We start from the raw sequence: 17,251 nt of genomic DNA on the forward strand, positions 1-17,251 counted from the left end.
CGCTTTCGTGTCTCGAGCTAACTCTTATTGATGAAATTGCCGCTTATCGTTCTACACCAAAGCAAAATCATAAACTTTCTTTTCCTGTGAGAAAAACCAAGCTGTGCTTGGTCCTCTATCTCCAGCCATGTGTGATGGATTCGTGTCTTTTCGGTGCTGAATCGTCGCTTCGGTTACTCGCTGGCACGCAGCAACAACGCGCGATCCCGCAGGCGCCAGAGCACCTCCGCTTTGATTCATAGTCAAGACACGGGTCTATGGGTTTGAAGATGGGGCAAAATCTTATACTTTCTTTTCCTGAAAAAAAACAGCCGTTTACAAAACGACTGTTTGTTCAGATGAGGCGCAGCAAACGAAACATGTGCTTCTAATTCTTTAAAAGTGGCGAGACTATTGACTTCTTTTTCGGACAAACATCGCTTTTAGGCCGCGTTTGACAACTTGAAAGAACGTCAGCGACTTGACCATGCGTTCTGATTCCACGTAGTTGCGTATCGCACGCAAAACGTCTTTTGGATGCTTGGAAGAAAAAGTGTACGTTCCATTTTTCTTCGTCCGTAGTGCATAGCGGGGGATCCACTTTCCTTGGAACATCACTGAAGCAATGACATAATCGACTTCATTCCAAGGGATGCGAATGTATTTTTGGGCATTTCGGGCATTATAAAATTCAAACGCCTTGTCGCCGATCATGACTTTGCCGTAATCAGTCAGCCCCATATAAGACGTGGCATCCGCTACAAAATCGACTTTTGTATTCACTGATTGAACCATTTTTCTCCACTTCCTTTCGTTTCGCTTACCCATGCTTCACCAAAAAACTTCACGCTTACATTAAGTGAATGACATGAAAGACAATACCAATCACGAACAATCCGAGAATAATAACAATTGGAGAGACTTTCTTCTTAAGCAGCCACATGCAAAAAAGTGTTAGTACCAAGGCTGCTAAACCAGGGATTAAACTGTCCAAATTATTTTGTAATGTCGTGACTTTATGCGCTTCTAGTGAAAGACCAGCAGCTTGCTGTTCCAACGCCTCTTTAATCCCTTGCGCTCCGGAAGGTAATTTACTCCAATCAATATAGGCACCGTTGTCAAGTTTCACTGACGATACAATTGGCGTGAATTTCACCGATACCCAACGGTTCACTAATGCACCGAGGATGAACATACCAAGAATCGATGCACCTTTCGTAATATCTTGAAGTAATCCACCGGATAAATCGTCAGTAATTTTAGAACCCGCTTTGTAACCAAATTCTTGTGTATACCACATGAATGCCATACGAATAATATTCCAGCCAACGAAATAAAGAATAGGTCCGAGGATGTTGCCGCCCATCGCAAGAGAAGCTGCCAATGCGCCAAGGATTGGTTTGACTGTGAACCAGAAAACCGGATCACCGATACCTGCTAACGGCCCCATCATACCGACCTTAACCCCTTGAATGGCCACGTCATCAACCGGCGCACCATTCGCACGTTCTTCTTCAAGCGCTAAAGTGACACCAATAATGGGTGAAGCGACATACGGGTGCGTATTAAAGAACTCTAAGTGACGTTTTAGTGCGGCAGCACGATCTTCCTTAGACGTGTATAATTTTTTAATTGCGGGAATCATTGAGTAGGCCCAACCACCGTTTTGCATCCGTTCATAGTTCCAAGAACCTTGAAGGAACGTTGAGCGCCACCAAACCGAAATACGATCTTTTTTTGATAGTTTCAATTCTTGTGCCATTGCTATCTCCCCCTCCTTCTTAGTAATTATCAATAATATCGCCTAATGGATCACCGGTGTTTGCATTTCCGCCCTTACCTGAGCCGCCGCCTTGTTTCGAAAGCGCTAAATAGATCAGTGCAAGCGCCACACCAATCGCACCGAGACCGATCAATGTGATTTGTGTCACCGTCGCGAGTACAAAGCCAATCGCGAAGAATGGCCATACTTCTTTTGTCGCCATCATGTTAATCACCATTGCATAACCTACGGCGACGACCATGCCCCCGCCAATTGCTAAACCGTCTGTCAACCAAATCGGCATTGATGCAAGCAACCCTCGAACCGGACCGGCACCAATCGCCAAAATTAATGCGGCCGGGATTGCAATACGTACCCCTTGCATGCAGATCGCGATGATGTGCCAAAATTCAATTTTTCTAAAATTCCCTTCTCTAGCTGCAGCATCCATCAGGTGGACAAAGCCTGTTGCAATCGTACGGCAGATGATTGTTAATAATAAGCCTGCAACAGCGAGCGGAACGGCAATCGCGATTGCCGAAGATACGCCAGCGTTCCCTTGTCCGCCGAGAACCAAAATAATTGCAGATGCGACCGATGCGAGCGCAGCATCAGGTGCGACTGCAGCACCTATATTTGCCCAACCTAGAGCAATCATTTGCAGCGTACCACCGAGGATAAGACACGGGATCAAGTCTCCCGTAACTAAGCCGATTAACGTACAAGCAATGACCGGTTGGTGGAAGTGAAATTCATCCAAGATTCCTTCCATACCAGCCAGAAATGCGATGATAACGACTAATATCATTTGAATAATGTTCAAATCCATGATGATTAATCCCCCTTTTCACCTGATCATTAAGATTTTCTTAATCGATTTAACTCGTCTTGAGCTTTCTTGATAATTTCGTCCATGTTACCTTTTGAATCGTTTGGAACTTTACGTACATCGAAGTCCAAACCAGCTTTTTTCAGCTTAATGAACGTATCAATGTCCTCTTGGCCAAACGCCAACACCTTGTTCGGCTGAACTTTACCTGGCGAGTGTGCCAAAGAACCAACGTTGATCGTCTTCAATGGAACGCCGCCTTCAACCGCCCTAAGCGCGTCCTGTGGGTTTTCGAAAAGAAGTAATGCACGTTGGCCGCCGAAGTGTTGATCATCTTTTGCAAGTTTGATCATTTGATCGACAGGAACCACATGTGCTTTAACGCCTGGCGGAGCAGCTTGCTGGATCAATTTCTTACGCAGTTCATCCTTAGCTACCGCATCAGAGACAACGATGATCCGTGTCGGTCGTGTTGTCTTTGTCCAAGCCGTTGCGACTTGACCGTGAAGCAGGCGAGAATCAATACGTGCTAACACGTATTTAAATGTACCGGACGTCCCCGCATTGGATTGTTGCGCAGGAGCCGCTACCGTTGCTTTTACTGACTCTAATTCCTCGGGTCTTACTTTGACCCCTTCCTTTGCTGTGCGCAAAATATGCTTCGCAATTTCACGCGCGGTGTTCATTGATAAGCGTGAAGCATACGCTTCAATCAACATCGGCAAATTCATACCCGCAACGATTGCCCATTTGTCTTTGTGCGCTTCAAACAAGCTGTTGACTTGATTAAACGGTGTACCGCCCCAAAGATCGACTAAAAACAGCACTTCTTCTTGATCGTTTAAAGATGCAATGGCTTCTTTCATCTTTGCCTTTACATCATCGGGGCCTTCGCTTGGCATTAAAGTAACCGTTTTGACATTTTCCTGCTCGCCGAAAATCATTGAGCCGGACTGGAAAATGCCTTCAGCAAAATTGCCGTGGCTTGCCAGGATAATACCCACCATTGCTTCCTACCTCCTATTTATGAAATTTTCACTTTAGCAGATACCTAAAGCATCCCGTTCTGTTATCGCTTTCATAAAAGACTAAAACAGCATAGCCGATTGATTCGCCGTACGGAAACCTCACCCCCTTCATGTTTGCAAGCGTGCACTGTAAGGAAGGCGGGCTCGAAATCATTTACGCTAAACTAAACCCTTTTCGGAAAGCGACTTCCAAAGATTCTTTGAACTGTCATTTGAGACCTTTCGGACATCAAGCTTAATTCCCTGATCATGGAGCCACTTGAAAGCTGCCACATCGGCTGGATTTACAGCGATCGCATCGGTAACCATGACACGCGTCGTGTCAAAACTGATCGCACCAATATTAACCGAATCGATCGTTATGCCGCCTTCGACAATACGTCTTGCATCAACGGGATCTTCAACCAAAATCATCGGTTTTAAAAGGTCGAAACGCGGATCGTGATACATTCTGATCATTTTCTCAACCGTGATGACATTCGTTTTGATCCCAGGAGGGGCAGCTTGTATGATCAATGTCTTGCGTGTCCGATCACTCGCCACACGATCGGACACAATTAAGATCCGGTTAACCTTGATGACTTTTGCCCAATTCGTCGTCACTTGCCCATGCAACAAGCGGCTGTCAATACGTAAAAAACGCACATCCATTGTCATGACCATTCACCAACATTTCGCGTGCAACCAAAGCAACTCATCCTATCACGCGCCACCTTTTCCAAGTAAGTCGCGAAAAAGCCAAAAGATCTCAAAGAATACAGACATCACAACACAAGCAAATTGCATGCCACTTTTTGTGTATCGCATCGCGAAGCTGAGCTAATAGCCTTTCTCCACTAATAAAAAAAATAATTGACACATTTAAACTGTGTATCAATTATTTTGTGTATCACTTTTTTCTTTTTCTGTATTAAGTAATTCAACGATATAAAACACTTCTGCGTCTGAAAGATTGATATTAAGCGTTTCATGCAGAATTTCGTTTGCCTGTTTCACGATCGGATACAGTTTTTCCATTCTGATCCTCGACAGTCTTTGTTCGTCAACACGCATTTCTGAGCGTGTCAGATAACGCTCAAGTGACCCTGCCATATGCATGATCAAACTAATCTTGAAAGCATTTGACAGTTTAGACTGACTGCGCTGCTGAATAAAATCGCAATACCCCCATAATATGTTTACAATTTTCCCAGGATTAATGAAAGTAAAGTAGCGTCCCAGATAGTTCTGACTCATTTCTTTCGTTAAGAGCTCCGAATGTTCGAAAGTCTCAGCCTCATATACAGCATGATTGTCTATCTCTTCGATCAGACTGACAAAGCGCTCGCCTCCACCCTGCAATAAGTCTTCTAATGAAACAAACGGAACAGCAACTTGGGGTTTCACAACACCGGTTGCGGCGACGATTTGATAGTCTTGCTGAATCTTGACAATTTGTTCGTTCATCGTCACAAGCGAAACGGTAATCACGGTGATATCATCGATCAGATGATCAACTAAGATCTTATCTAACAGGTCTTTGATTCGCTTAGCCGTTCCTTCACCAGTCGAACAAATCGCAATAATCGCTTTCTCTCGTTGATCGGATCGTTTCTGGACATCTTTCTTCTTTTGCTGCACCTTTTCGATCGTTCGCGAGTAGCCATTAAATTCACGCAATTCCCGATAGACGGTTTCAAGATCACTATCGATCAGTGCTGTTTTACGCGCGGCTTCAAGCACCATCGCTGTCGTCACCATATCGATCGTTCGGACATGAATAGTCGTTTTCTCGATCAGTTTATTGCTAAATGTGCTCAGAGACCCCATATCCACCAAGAGTAGAACGCCGCTGCCTTGATCGATCCGCTTCACTTGCGCGGCAATCCCGGCCAATGCGACTTTGGGGCTCATTTCAAGCGGCATATCGTAGGCAGCAATGTTATCGACAGACAGCAGTTGCGAAACAACGCGCACCATTGAGGAGGCGGTACTGTCACCATGGGCTGCCACAACGATGCCGACTTTTCCGGTTTTAGGTTCTGATTTAAGCGACACTAAAAGAATCGCCATGTAATAAACTTCAGATTCTGGAATCGGAAAATGATAATGATCTCTGATCAAATCTTTCACGCGTTCGGCAATCTTGAGTTCGACCGGATAATCATGGACCATTGAAATCAAATCAGCTGAAATCGTACGCAGCGGTTTCCCTGACTGGATCCGTTTGATAAAAGAACTGATGTGCAGGCTCATCGCATAAATGAATTGATCCCTGACCGGATAATTTTCTCTTTCCTGAAGCAGTCGCTGTATCTGCTTTGTTAACTCAATAATTTCTTGATCAACGATCTCACCTAGACCGTCGATTGTTTTGTCCAACTTTCCCTGACGATAGAAAGATTTTAAATGCAAATTAATATCGGTCATCACGAAGTGATTAATCGCAGCTTGATCCAATCCATCTTCTTTCAGCAGTGCAGCTTTATCGCCAATGATTTCATACAAATTATACGGCAACTCATAACTGTCAATGTCGGGCGTTCCGCGCTGGGCATCAGGCTTAATTACCATCATCGGCTCAAGTAAGCGGCTCAAATTCCCCAGCTCCCGGCGATCGCTTGCCAAGTTGGAAAGTCCGTCTTTAATATTCGGCGGCAACTGGTTAAAAAGCAGCGTAATTTCATGTTTATGATGCATGCTGTTCAAGAACCCTTGAGCGCAAACTAATTGAATATTCGATTTCAATTGCCCAACATTACCGTAGGTGACACTTCCCAGCAAAGCCTGCACGACGTCTTCACTTAAGCGAATATTTTTATGAATCCGATTCGCTTCAAGCGTTAATAGTTGTTCTAATAATTGCAACTTTTCACGAGCACTTCTTTGGTTAAAATCCGGCAGCTGAATGATAATCGGAATACGACGGACAAAAGTCTGCAACAATGAACTTTTCGGGTCTTCAGTTGTTGCGTAAACAAGCCTGACGTCCGCATGATGCACTTTGGCAGTCTCGCCTAAACGACTGTAGGTTCCATGATCCATAAAATAAAAGATCATTTCTTGCCCCTCAGGCGGCAGACGATGAACTTCATCAAGAAAAAGCATTCCGCCGTCAGCTTCCTGAATCAGGCCAGCTTTATCCGCATTGGCACCAGTAAAAGCTCCCTTGACATAGCCAAACAGATGCGACATCAATAACTGTGGATTGTGTGCGTAATCCGCACAATTGAATGTGGTAAATCCCTTTTTGGAAATGATCTTTCGATCCAATGCAAAATGGTACATTTTATGAGCAAAATAGGTCTTCCCCGATCCTGTCGGCCCAATAATCAGTGTATTCAGTCCGTGCGGCGGATACAGCAGCGCTGCTTTGGCTTGTTCGACCTGATTCTTCAGGCTGTCACGGCTGCCAATCATGCTCTTAAAAACATCCACTTCGTGCTTCTTTGCTGCAACTTCCCCTTTCGTGCTTGGATCACGAATCCGTGCATATCCTGCAAATCCGATGTTCGGCTTCTGCTGCATCTTCATTTCATCTTTTCCGGCTGCATGATTCACGAAATAGTGAACGGGTCGGCCATTGGTTTTCTTCACCCTGCCCTCTCTGACAAGCTGATTGAGCACCTTGCTCACATTCGGGCGTAGTACACCGATCGCTTCGGATAGTTCGCTTGTTGTAACACCTTGATCCATACTGCGTGCGTACGTTTCCAAATAGGTTAAAACTTTTTCACGCCGTGTCACTCGATGCCCCCCTTTTTATATATTGTGTATCGCTAGTGTATCACAGTTTGGGAAAGTAAGCGAATTCATTATCTTTATCAAAGGGTTTATATTGCATCCGATCATCTGTACACCTGTTGAAACCAAAAATATAAGCGCCTTTTTACTTACAATTACTTGACTTTTAGCTGTCTTAACTTACAATTACTTAATAAAGGTCCGGTTTACTATAATCTTCAATGCCGTTAACACAACGAATCCCTTGAAAGGGGCTGAGTGATCATTTATCAAGAAGAACGTCTTGTCACCATTCTTGATGTGCTTCAAAAAAAACACAGCCTTTCCGTCGCGGATCTCTGTGCACTGCTGCATGTCTCACGCGACACAGCCCGGCGCGACATCGTTAAACTCACCGAGCAAGGAGCTGCCATCCGCACACACGGAGGAATCGCGCTTCCTGATTTGAAGAAACGCATTCTTGCCTATCGCGAACGGATGAAGGCTTATTCGCAAGAAAAGATGCTTATCGGAAAGAAAGCATTATCCTTTTTAGCGCCTAATGGTACTTACTTTCTGAACGCATCGACAACGATCTCATGCATGGCAAAACAAATGCATGATTCAGTAAGCATTTTCACCCATTCACTTGATGTTGCGGATTTATTATCCGAGGATGAGCAAAGCAGCGTCTATCTATTCGGAGGCAGCTTCCAACTGCGAAATCGATTTTTCTTTTCCGTGGACAGCATCAAACAGATCGAGCGTCTTCATTTTGATGCTGCCTTTCTCGGCGCCGCTGCACTAGGCACGGACGGTATTTATTATGAGGATGAGGAGGATGCATGGATTAGCCGAACCGTCTCCGAGCGATCCGATCGTACCTTGATTCTGGCTGACCATAAGAAATGCGAACAAATGAGCCGTTTTAAAGCGTTCGACTGGGATGCCGTCGATCAATTCATTACCGATTGCAAGCCGCCTGAGAAAATCGATGCCGCATGTAAAATGCAAGGCGCGGAGTTGATTCTTATTGACTCTGATTCATGACAAATGGTGTTAAAGGAGTGGGTTTTAGTGGCGATTCAAGTAATCTTCAGCGATATTGACGGTACTCTGATTACGACGCATCATCAACTGACTGAACGGACCATCCATGCGGTTCACGCCTGCGCGAAGCAAAACATCCCTTTTATCCTCGTTTCCGCCCGTATGCCAAGCGGTATTCTGCCGCTGCAGCAGCGACTCGGTTTAGCCGGTCCGATGATCTGTTACAGCGGTGCTTTAATCGTTGACTCGGTGCAGCTAGACGGGGAGCCTCTGCAAGCAACGACACTGGCGCCACAGGCAGCAAAGACTGTGTGGCAGCAAGTAGATGCCCATTTTCCCTCCGTGAGCTTCTCGGCATACAGTTTTGATCGCTGGCTTGTCCCGGAGCCCGCCAACCCTTGGGTCCTTCAGGAACAAGCAATCGCCGCAACACCGATGCATCGTTTCGACTTCTTGGAGAATCCCTTAAGAAAATGGCCGCCGCTGCATAAAATTCTTTGTATGGGAGCACCGGAAGAAATCGATGCACTGGAGCAGCGATTGACCGATGTGTCGCTTGATGCCATCTTCTATAAGTCCAAATCCACCTATTTGGAGATTACCTCGAAACAGGTCAGCAAAGCTTCAGCAATGCAGCACATTATTGATTTCTATCATGTTGCACGTGAACAGACGCTCGCCTTTGGAGATAATTATAACGATGTACCGATGCTGCGCTATGCTGGAGTCGGTGTGGCGATGGCCAATGCACCGATGCAAGTGAAAGGATCTGCCGACTACATCACGTTGTCCAATGATCAAGACGGCATCGCCGCCGCGCTTGAGCGTTTCAGCGTGCTTCCAGCAGCTTATTAAGCCCTTGAGGAAACGAAGGAAAAGGATATCCCTTAAAAAAATGCGTGTAGACCGATGCCGTTGTGCTTGAAAAAACAACACGGCACAGCCGTTTAAAACATCATCGATTAAAAAGTCCAGAGCATCGCCTCTGGACTTTTTCGATTAATCAAAAATATCGCCTAGCATATCCATCACCGATTTTTTCTTTTTTCGTCGCGGATATTTGCCTTTTACATAATCATCACGGTCATTTCTCTGATCGTGGTAGTGGCGATCACGCTCCTTATCGTGACGCGCATTATGCTCGTCATCATCGTCATACCAATCATTAAATGGACGGCGGACTTCCTGTACGCGGCGCGAAAGTTTGTCAAGTTCGCCGCGGTCCAGCCACATCCCCTTACAATTTGGACAAACATCAATCAAGACCCCGTCTTTTTCAACTTCTTTCATACGCACTTCATCACAAATTGGGCAATACATCCGAGCACTCCCTCTCTTTTCTAAAATCACTATGAATGCGCTTTATTTATTATATAGTCATACGCACCCAAATACACTTTTACGTCTGTATACGCGAACAAAATGTTAACAAAAAAGTCACAAACAACGTGTAAGCGTTTACATAAGTTATTATATACTAAGTGTGTACGATAACGCATCATGTGTTTCATCAAATGATGTAGAAATGAAGAAATGAGGAGATGAACGACATGGAAGCAGTTGTAAAAGAAAACAAGTATGATTCCTCTTGGGATGGTTTTGCTGACGGAATCTGGAAACATGAGATTGACGTTCGCGACTTTATCATAAGGAATATTCATACGTACACAGGCGACGAATCCTTTCTCTCCGGACCGACAAAGAATACGACACTTCTTTGGAAACAAGTTATGCAGCTGTCTGAACAAGAACGAAAAAACGGCGGTGTTCTGGATATGGACACCGAAATCGTCTCAACCATTACATCCCATAAACCTGGCTATTTAAATAAAACGATGGAAAAAGTTGTTGGTTTTCAAACCGATAAGCCGTTTAAGCGTGCCCTAATGCCGTTTGGCGGGATCCGCATGGCCGATCAGGCTGCAGCATCCTATGGCTTTAAAATCGACAAAGAGGTCGACCATATTTTCACTGAATACCGTAAAACGCATAACCAAGGCGTCTTTGACGCGTACACCGATGAAATGCGACTGGCACGCCACGTCGGAATTATTACCGGTCTTCCTGATGCGTACGGACGCGGACGTATTATCGGCGACTACCGGCGTGTCGCACTGTACGGCATCGATTTTCTCATTGAACAGAAACAAATCGATAAAAAGAATACAGGAAGCAAGATGAGTGAAGCGGTCATCCGCCTGCGTGAGGAACTTACCGAACAAATTCGCGCACTGCAGGACATTAAGAAAATGGCTGCAAGCTACGGATTTGATATTTCCAAACCGGCATCCAATGCGCAAGAAGCCTTCCAATGGCTCTATTTCGGCTATTTGGCTGCAGTTAAGGAACAGAACGGGGCGGCGATGAGTCTTGGCAGAACGTCAAGCTTCCTCGACATTTTCATTGAACGCGATTTGAAAAACCACGTACTGACTGAAGAAGAAGCCCAGGAACTGGTCGATCATTTCGTTATGAAACTGCGTCTTGTTAAGTTCGCACGTACACCGGAATATAACGAACTATTCAGCGGCGATCCGACTTGGGTTACCGAATCCATCGGCGGCATCTCCGTAGACGGTCAGCCGCTTGTGACAAAGAACTCATTCCGCTTTCTTCATACATTGGAGAATCTTGGACCGGCTCCGGAACCGAACCTGACTGTACTTTGGTCAAAGCAGTTGCCGAAAGCATTCAAGGAATACTGTGCTCAGATCTCCATCAAGACCAGCGCGATTCAATATGAAAACGATGACTTGATGCGCCTTCAATATGGCGACGATTATGGGATTGCCTGCTGCGTCTCCGCAATGCGGATTGGAAAGCAAATGCAGTTCTTCGGTGCACGCGCAAACTTAGCGAAAACACTGCTGTACGCAATTAACGGCGGCGTTGATGAAATTAAAAAGGTTCAAGTCGCTCCTCCGCTTTCGCCGATCACAAGTGATGTGCTGGACTATGATGAAGTCATGCAGAAATTCGACATTATGATGGATTGGCTGGCCGATCTCTATATCAACACTTTGAACGTGATCCACTATATGCACGACAAGTACTCCTATGAACGCAGTGAAATGGCACTTCACGATACGCATATTCTGCGCACGATGGCAACCGGGATTGCCGGACTCAGCGTCGCAGCAGACTCGCTAAGTGCGATCAAATATGCCAACGTTCACGTACAGCGTGACGAAGACGGGATTACAACCGGATTCACCATCGACGGTGATTTCCCGAAATACGGAAATAATGATGACCGTGTCGATGCCATTGCCGTTGATCTTGTGGAGCGCTTTATGAAAAAGCTGAAAAAGACAGAAACCTATCGTGAATCGGTTCATACCCTTTCGATTCTGACGATTACGTCGAACGTTGTCTACGGCAAGAAGACCGGCAGCACACCGGATGGCCGTCTGCGCGGCGAAGCATTCGCACCGGGCGCAAACCCAATGCACGGACGGGACAGCAAGGGCGCGCTCGCTTCACTATCGTCAGTAGCGAAATTACCATACCGCGATGCACTAGACGGCATCTCGAATACCTTCTCAATTGTGCCGCAAGCACTCGGCAAAGATGACGGCTCACGTACGTCCAATCTAGATGCGATGCTCGACGGCTATTCAGTTAAGGGAGGCCATCATATTAATATTAATGTGTTCAACCGCGAGACACTCATTGATGCCATGGACCATCCTGAAAAGTATCCTCAGTTGACCATCCGTGTCTCCGGATATGCCGTCAACTTCATTAAGCTGACCCGTGAACAGCAACTGGAAGTGCTGCACCGCACCTTCCACAAATCGATTTAACAGCTGTTACTGTGTCCTGTTTGGAAAAGAAAGGAGGAGCTTCAATGGTTCTCGGTAACATTCACTCCATTGAATCGTTCGGCACAGTTGATGGCCCCGGCATTCGCTTTGTCGTCTTTACCCAAGGCTGCCCACTCCGATGCAAGTATTGCCATAACGTCGATACACGACCAATCGGAACAGGCAAGCAAGTCAGCGTTGATGAAATCATTCGCGAGCTAAAGGACTATCTTCCGTTTATCCAGTCATCTGGAGGCGGAATTACGGTAAGCGGCGGCGAAGCACTGCTGCAAATCCCTTTTCTCATCGAATTGTTTCAAGCCTGCAAAGCGATCGGGGTCCATACCGCACTGGATACATCCGGATGCTGCTATGTCGATGCACCTTTCTTTCATAAGAAATTTGATCAACTGGCAGAAGTCACTGATCTAGTTTTGCTTGATATTAAAGAAATCAATTCAGAACGTCATAAGTGGCTGACCGGACAGCCCAATGAACGGATTCTCGCCTTTGCACGTCTTTTAGCAAAGAAACAGATTCCCGTCTGGATCCGCCATGTCCTGGTGCCGACGATTACCGATTCTGCAGATGATCTGACCGATCTTGGCGCATTCATCGACACGCTGGATAATGTCGAACGTGTGGAAATTCTGCCTTATCACAAGATGGGGGTTTTCAAATGGAAAGCAAACGGTCTCGATTATCCCCTCGAAGGCATCGAACCACCGACAAACGAGGAAGTCACACGTGCTGCTGAATTAATCCAGCAAAAGCTGCATCGACCGCTCGTCGCAGCGCCACAGTGATCGAAAAAGATTTATAGCATGAATGAACAGAGAGAAGCATGCTTCTCTCTGTTTTTTTGTCTTCGCCCCGGATGCCGTAACACGCCAATATTGGAATGATCGCCAGTCATCCTGCGCTCTAGCATCTGAATAATGCGTGCAGCAAAAAACGAGAGGGACAAGGGTGCCTCTCGTTTTTCCTCGTTACTAAATATTCTTTAGATTTCTACAGTTATTTCGCATACTTTCGCACAACGGGGGGTTGATAACTGCTTATCACTTTTTCAATCTCATCAAGGGCATCGATAAAAAATACTTTAGCACGATCTTCTTGTGTTAGAAAGCCTTCTGAAACCATTTGATCAAAAAACTGAGCCACCAAATCATAGTAGCCGTTCACATTATAAAAGATACACGGACTGTCATTCTCGCCAACACGAACCCAAGAGACAGCCTCAGAAATCTCTTCCAGTGTTCCTGGACCTCCAGGAAGCGCAATGCAACAATCAGACAGCTCCATCATTTTTTTCTTGCGAACATCCATATCCTCAGTCACTATTAATTGATCAAGCCTAGGATGAGCGATTTCGCGATCAACGAGGAATTGCGGGATAATCCCTGTAACGCTCCCACCGTTATTAAGTACCGTGTCAGCGACAATACCCATTAAACCAATCTTTCCGCCTCCGTAAACCAATCCATACCGATGAGAAGCAATCCATTTCGCCAGCATAATTGCATGCGTCTCGTAGATTGGATTCTTGCCCCTGCTCGCCCCACAGTAAACCGCAATACGTTTCAAACTGCTCCCTCATTTCTCTTTGATGATAGGTTTACTATAGCATATATGAAAAATTCGTACGCAACCCTCCATTTCGACCTAAATTAATCATGAATCGTACGCTCAATTAATTTAGTCATTTTCTTGCAAGCTTGACTGAACAATAATATTATAAAAGAACAAATTCAATGACGGAGGATAGCAGAGTGCCAACGTTAATCCAGCAAGTTAAAAACCGCCTCGATCAACTCTCAGAAGCCGAGAAAAGAGTTGGCCGCTATATTACACGATATCCAGAACTCGTTCCGAATATGACGTCAAAAGATTTATCAAATAAAACCGATGTCAGCGAAGCAACGGTTGTTCGTTTCTGCAAATCCGTTGGTGCAGCAAATTTCAAGACCTTTAAACTCACACTTGCCAAAGAACTTCCCCTATCCGAAGAAGATTTAACTGACTTTTCAAGTTTAAAGAAAAACGACGCACCTTACGATCTTTTTTGCAAGGTTACTCAATTAAACAAGCAAGCAATTGAATCAACCTCACTTTCACTGGAGCGCAAACAATTTGAAAAAGCAGTCCGCCAATTAAAAGACGCAGATAAGATTATTTTTTTTGGAGTTGGTGGTTCCGCTATTGCCGCAATAGATGGAAGCTACAAATTTTCACGTCTCGGCTATCATTCGATGATGATTCCCGATTTCCACCAAGCAGCAGCCACAACACCGTTCCTGTCCCCTGCTTCCATTTTTGTTGCCATCAGCATGTCGGGAAAAACAAAAGACGTGCTTCAGCTTGCCCAGCTCGTTAAAAATAAAGGCGCTCGTGTGATCGCGATCACCAATGCGACGCAGTCACCTCTGTTAAAAATGGCTGATATCCCATTGTGTACACCCGCCGTTGAACAGGATTTCCGTATCGGGAGTATCGCATCCACGATGACTCAGCTCAATATTGTCGATGCTTTGTATCTCAGCGTCTTCCATTTATCCAGCGACCTCCTCATTGAACAATATCGAGAAGCTCGTGAAGCAGTCATTAAATTTAGGAGATAGTCGAATGATTGCTTTTTATTTCCCCATATATGAAATATAATTTCTTTATTTTCGTTAATTATATTGACTTTTTGTTTCAATTTTATAGAATATTATTAATAAAATAAATAAAGAGAACAGAAAAGGTGTGTGTATGCAGTGAAAAAAAATCTCGCAACCGAACGCCGTAATCAGAAGACAATGAATCTGGACACCATGTCGCTTCATGAATTATTGACGATGATGAATCATGAAGACCAGACCGTTCCACATGCTATTGAGCAGGCTTTACCAGCCATTGAACAAGCGACCCAGCATGTAGTTTCTTCATTCAAAGCAGGCGGAAGATTAATCTATATGGGAGCCGGAACCAGTGGCAGGCTTGGTGTGCTCGATGCGTCGGAATGTCTTCCCACATTCAGTGTCTCTCCGGAAATGGTAAAAGGACTCATCGCCGGTGGTGAAAAAGCATTGACTATGGCTATTGAAGGTGCAGAGGACAGCAAAGAACTTGGAGGTGAGGATCTTAAACAACAGTTAATCAGTTCAAAGGACACTGTGATTGGTATTGCAGCGAGCGGATGTACCCCCTATGTTATTGGCGGATTAACCTATGCAAAAAGCCAAGGCGCCAAAACAGTTAGTCTTGCATGCAACACAGAGGCTGCAATCAGTCGTTATGCTGATACCGCAATAGAAATTGAAACAGGACCTGAAGTATTGACTGGTTCAACCCGGCTTAAAGCAGGAACAGCTCAGAAAATGGTTCTTAACATGATCTCAACTGCTTCAATGGTTCAGATTGGAAAAGTATATGGAAACTTGATGGTGGATGTTCAGCCTTCCAACAGCAAGCTGATCGACCGTGCGAAACGAATCATAGAGGAAGCTACGGGTACCGACAGAAATACAGCCGAAGAAAAATTTATTCAGGCAAATCACAATGTCAAAGCTGCAATTGTAATGACCTTGCTTCATTGCACATATGATGAAGCCATTGTACGACTGAATGCAGCTCACGGCTTTGTTCGCAAAACACTTAAGGAGGAATGATCAAATGACTAAGGAACAACAAATGGCAGCATCTATCTTAAAAAATATCGGTGGACAAGAGAATTTGTATAAGATTATGCACTGTCAAACACGTCTGCGACTTACGGTTAACACGAAAGAGAAAGTCGATATGGAAGGCTTAAGATCAATTAACGGAGTCTTAGGTGTCGTTGACGATGACACGTTGCAAATTGTTGTCGGACCAGGAACGGTAAACCGAGTTGCAGCGTCTCTGAGTTCGTTGACTGGTTTGAATATCGGGGAAGAAAATAACCCTGATGACCTAAGTCTAGAAGAACGCGCAGCAATAAATAAACAAGAAATTAAGAATAGGTCAAAGAAAACACCGATCAAACAATTATTAAAAAAGATCGGCAATATTTTTATTCCTCTGATTCCTGGATTGGTCGCTTCAGGGCTGATCAACGGAATTGCTAATTTTTCGATCAATGCCGGTGCCGATCCTAAGTCGACACTGCTTTCAATTATGGTCGTTATCGGCAGCAGTCTATTTACCTTCTTAGCGATTTTAGTTGGGTGGAATACAGCCAAAGAGTTTAATGGAACACCGGTTCTTGGAGCAATCATGGGCATGATTCTATTTAATCCGGCACTTGCCAACCTGACTATTTACGGTGAAGCATTGACGCCCGGACGCGGTGGTTTATTTGGTGTCATTTTCGCTGCTTGGCTAATTACACTCATTGAGAAACAAGTTCGTAAAGGCGTACCAAACAGTCTAGACATTATTATTACTCCACTAATATCTCTTTTGACCGTCGGACTTCTTTCACTTTACGCCATTCAGCCATTATTCGGTGTTTTCACAGATGCAATCACAAACGGTATTCAATCCATTTTAAATATTGGCGGTATCGTTGCCGGTGCACTCCTTTCAGGTTTCTTCCTCCCACTCGTGATGGTTGGATTGCATCAAGGGCTAACTCCGATTCATCTCGACTTGATTCACCAATTTGGTTATACGAGCTTGCTTCCCGTTCTTGCTATGGCCGGTGCGGGTCAGGTCGGTGCAGCCATTGCCGTCTACGTTAAAACTAAGAATAAGAAATTGCGTAATAACATCAAGGGGGGATTGCCTGTTGGATTTCTAGGCATTGGCGAACCTTTACTTTATGGCGTGACGCTCCCGCTTGGTCGGCCATTTATTACCGCTTGTATCGGCGCAGCATTTGGCGGTGCTTTTCAAGCGGTCATGCATACTGGAGCGCTCGGTATCGGTGTCTCTGGTTTGTCTTTAATTCCCCTAATTGCCCAAAATAAATACGTGTATTATTTTATTGGGCTCATTATTGCATACGCAGCAGGATTTATTCTCACCTATCTTTTCGGCTATAATGAGAAAATGGCAGAGAATATTAAATGAGCGGATCGCTATAAATAAACGCTAAAGAAATGGAGCGGTGATTCTCCGCTTCATTTCT

General features: G+C 45.0%; 16 protein-coding genes. 8 read left to right on the plus strand and 8 right to left on the minus strand.

Annotated features, from left to right (window positions below):
- On the plus strand, window positions 1-242 hold a 242-nt coding region (locus AA84_RS19315), incomplete at its 5' end, for a hypothetical protein (RefSeq protein WP_037562837.1).
- A gap of 148 nt (window positions 243-390) precedes the next feature.
- Here AA84_RS19315 and AA84_RS0102825 read toward each other — a convergent pair.
- From AA84_RS0102825 to AA84_RS0102850, 6 genes are all read right to left on the minus strand, one after another.
- Window positions 391-774 (minus strand): DUF956 family protein, encoded by a 384-nt coding sequence (locus AA84_RS0102825; protein ID WP_028975930.1) that lies wholly within the window; start codon window positions 772-774, stop codon window positions 391-393.
- Between the two features lie 55 nt (window positions 775-829).
- Window positions 830-1,741 (minus strand): PTS system mannose/fructose/sorbose family transporter subunit IID, encoded by a 912-nt coding sequence (locus AA84_RS0102830; protein ID WP_028975931.1) that lies wholly within the window; start codon window positions 1,739-1,741, stop codon window positions 830-832.
- 19 nt (window positions 1,742-1,760) lie between these two features.
- Window positions 1,761-2,570, minus strand: coding sequence for a PTS mannose/fructose/sorbose transporter subunit IIC (locus AA84_RS0102835; RefSeq protein WP_028975932.1), 810 nt, complete (start codon window positions 2,568-2,570; stop codon window positions 1,761-1,763).
- A gap of 29 nt (window positions 2,571-2,599) precedes the next feature.
- Window positions 2,600-3,577, minus strand: coding sequence for a mannose/fructose/sorbose PTS transporter subunit IIA (locus AA84_RS0102840; protein ID WP_028975933.1), 978 nt, complete (start codon window positions 3,575-3,577; stop codon window positions 2,600-2,602).
- A gap of 180 nt (window positions 3,578-3,757) precedes the next feature.
- Entirely contained in the window at window positions 3,758-4,255 is a 498-nt protein-coding gene (locus AA84_RS0102845) for a PTS sugar transporter subunit IIB (protein ID WP_081787934.1), read from the minus strand.
- Between the two features lie 216 nt (window positions 4,256-4,471).
- Window positions 4,472-7,324, minus strand: coding sequence for a sigma 54-interacting transcriptional regulator (locus tag AA84_RS0102850; RefSeq protein WP_028975935.1), 2,853 nt, complete (start codon window positions 7,322-7,324; stop codon window positions 4,472-4,474).
- A gap of 255 nt (window positions 7,325-7,579) precedes the next feature.
- On the opposite strand from AA84_RS0102850, the gene AA84_RS0102855 reads away from it, so the two are divergent.
- On the plus strand, window positions 7,580-8,350 hold the full coding sequence (locus AA84_RS0102855; protein WP_028975936.1) for a DeoR/GlpR family DNA-binding transcription regulator: 771 nt from the start codon (window positions 7,580-7,582) through the stop codon (window positions 8,348-8,350).
- A 27-nt stretch (window positions 8,351-8,377) separates the two neighbouring features.
- Entirely contained in the window at window positions 8,378-9,205 is an 828-nt protein-coding gene (locus tag AA84_RS0102860) for a Cof-type HAD-IIB family hydrolase (RefSeq protein WP_028975937.1), read from the plus strand.
- A gap of 144 nt (window positions 9,206-9,349) precedes the next feature.
- Here AA84_RS0102860 and AA84_RS0102865 read toward each other — a convergent pair whose 3' ends face one another.
- The gene (locus tag AA84_RS0102865; protein ID WP_028975938.1) at window positions 9,350-9,670 is read right to left on the minus strand and encodes a TFIIB-type zinc ribbon-containing protein; all 321 of its coding nucleotides are present in this window, start codon (window positions 9,668-9,670) and stop codon (window positions 9,350-9,352) included.
- Window positions 9,671-9,900: 230 nt separating this feature from the next.
- On the opposite strand from AA84_RS0102865, the gene pflB reads away from it, so the two are divergent.
- Together pflB and pflA are read left to right on the plus strand one after the other, a co-directional pair.
- Window positions 9,901-12,156, plus strand: a complete 2,256-nt coding sequence (gene pflB / locus AA84_RS0102870) for a formate C-acetyltransferase (RefSeq protein ID WP_028975939.1) — start codon at window positions 9,901-9,903, stop codon at window positions 12,154-12,156.
- A gap of 44 nt (window positions 12,157-12,200) precedes the next feature.
- Complete coding sequence (gene pflA, locus AA84_RS0102875) at window positions 12,201-12,962, plus strand: pyruvate formate-lyase-activating protein (protein WP_028975940.1); 762 nt, start codon at window positions 12,201-12,203, stop codon at window positions 12,960-12,962.
- Window positions 12,963-13,173: 211 nt separating this feature from the next.
- Here the strand turns inward: pflA and AA84_RS0102880 are convergent, their stop codons facing one another.
- Window positions 13,174-13,743 carry an LOG family protein gene (locus tag AA84_RS0102880; protein ID WP_028975941.1) on the minus strand — a complete coding sequence of 190 codons (570 nt, stop codon included), beginning with the start codon at window positions 13,741-13,743 and terminating at the stop codon, window positions 13,174-13,176.
- A gap of 185 nt (window positions 13,744-13,928) precedes the next feature.
- Here AA84_RS0102880 and AA84_RS0102885 point away from each other — a divergent pair, with 185 nt between their 5' ends.
- From AA84_RS0102885 to AA84_RS0102895, 3 genes are all read left to right on the plus strand, one after another.
- Window positions 13,929-14,777, plus strand: coding sequence for a MurR/RpiR family transcriptional regulator (locus AA84_RS0102885; RefSeq protein WP_028975942.1), 849 nt, complete (start codon window positions 13,929-13,931; stop codon window positions 14,775-14,777).
- A 138-nt stretch (window positions 14,778-14,915) separates the two neighbouring features.
- Window positions 14,916-15,809, plus strand: coding sequence for an N-acetylmuramic acid 6-phosphate etherase (murQ, locus tag AA84_RS0102890; protein WP_028975943.1), 894 nt, complete (start codon window positions 14,916-14,918; stop codon window positions 15,807-15,809).
- Window positions 15,810-15,813: 4 nt separating this feature from the next.
- Window positions 15,814-17,193 carry a PTS transporter subunit EIIC gene (locus tag AA84_RS0102895; RefSeq protein ID WP_028975944.1) on the plus strand — a complete coding sequence of 460 codons (1,380 nt, stop codon included), beginning with the start codon at window positions 15,814-15,816 and terminating at the stop codon, window positions 17,191-17,193.
- Window positions 17,194-17,251 lie beyond the last annotated feature (58 nt).

Source organism: Sporolactobacillus terrae DSM 11697, assembly GCF_000648615.1.
Classification (GTDB): domain Bacteria; phylum Bacillota; class Bacilli; order Bacillales; family Sporolactobacillaceae; genus Sporolactobacillus; species Sporolactobacillus terrae.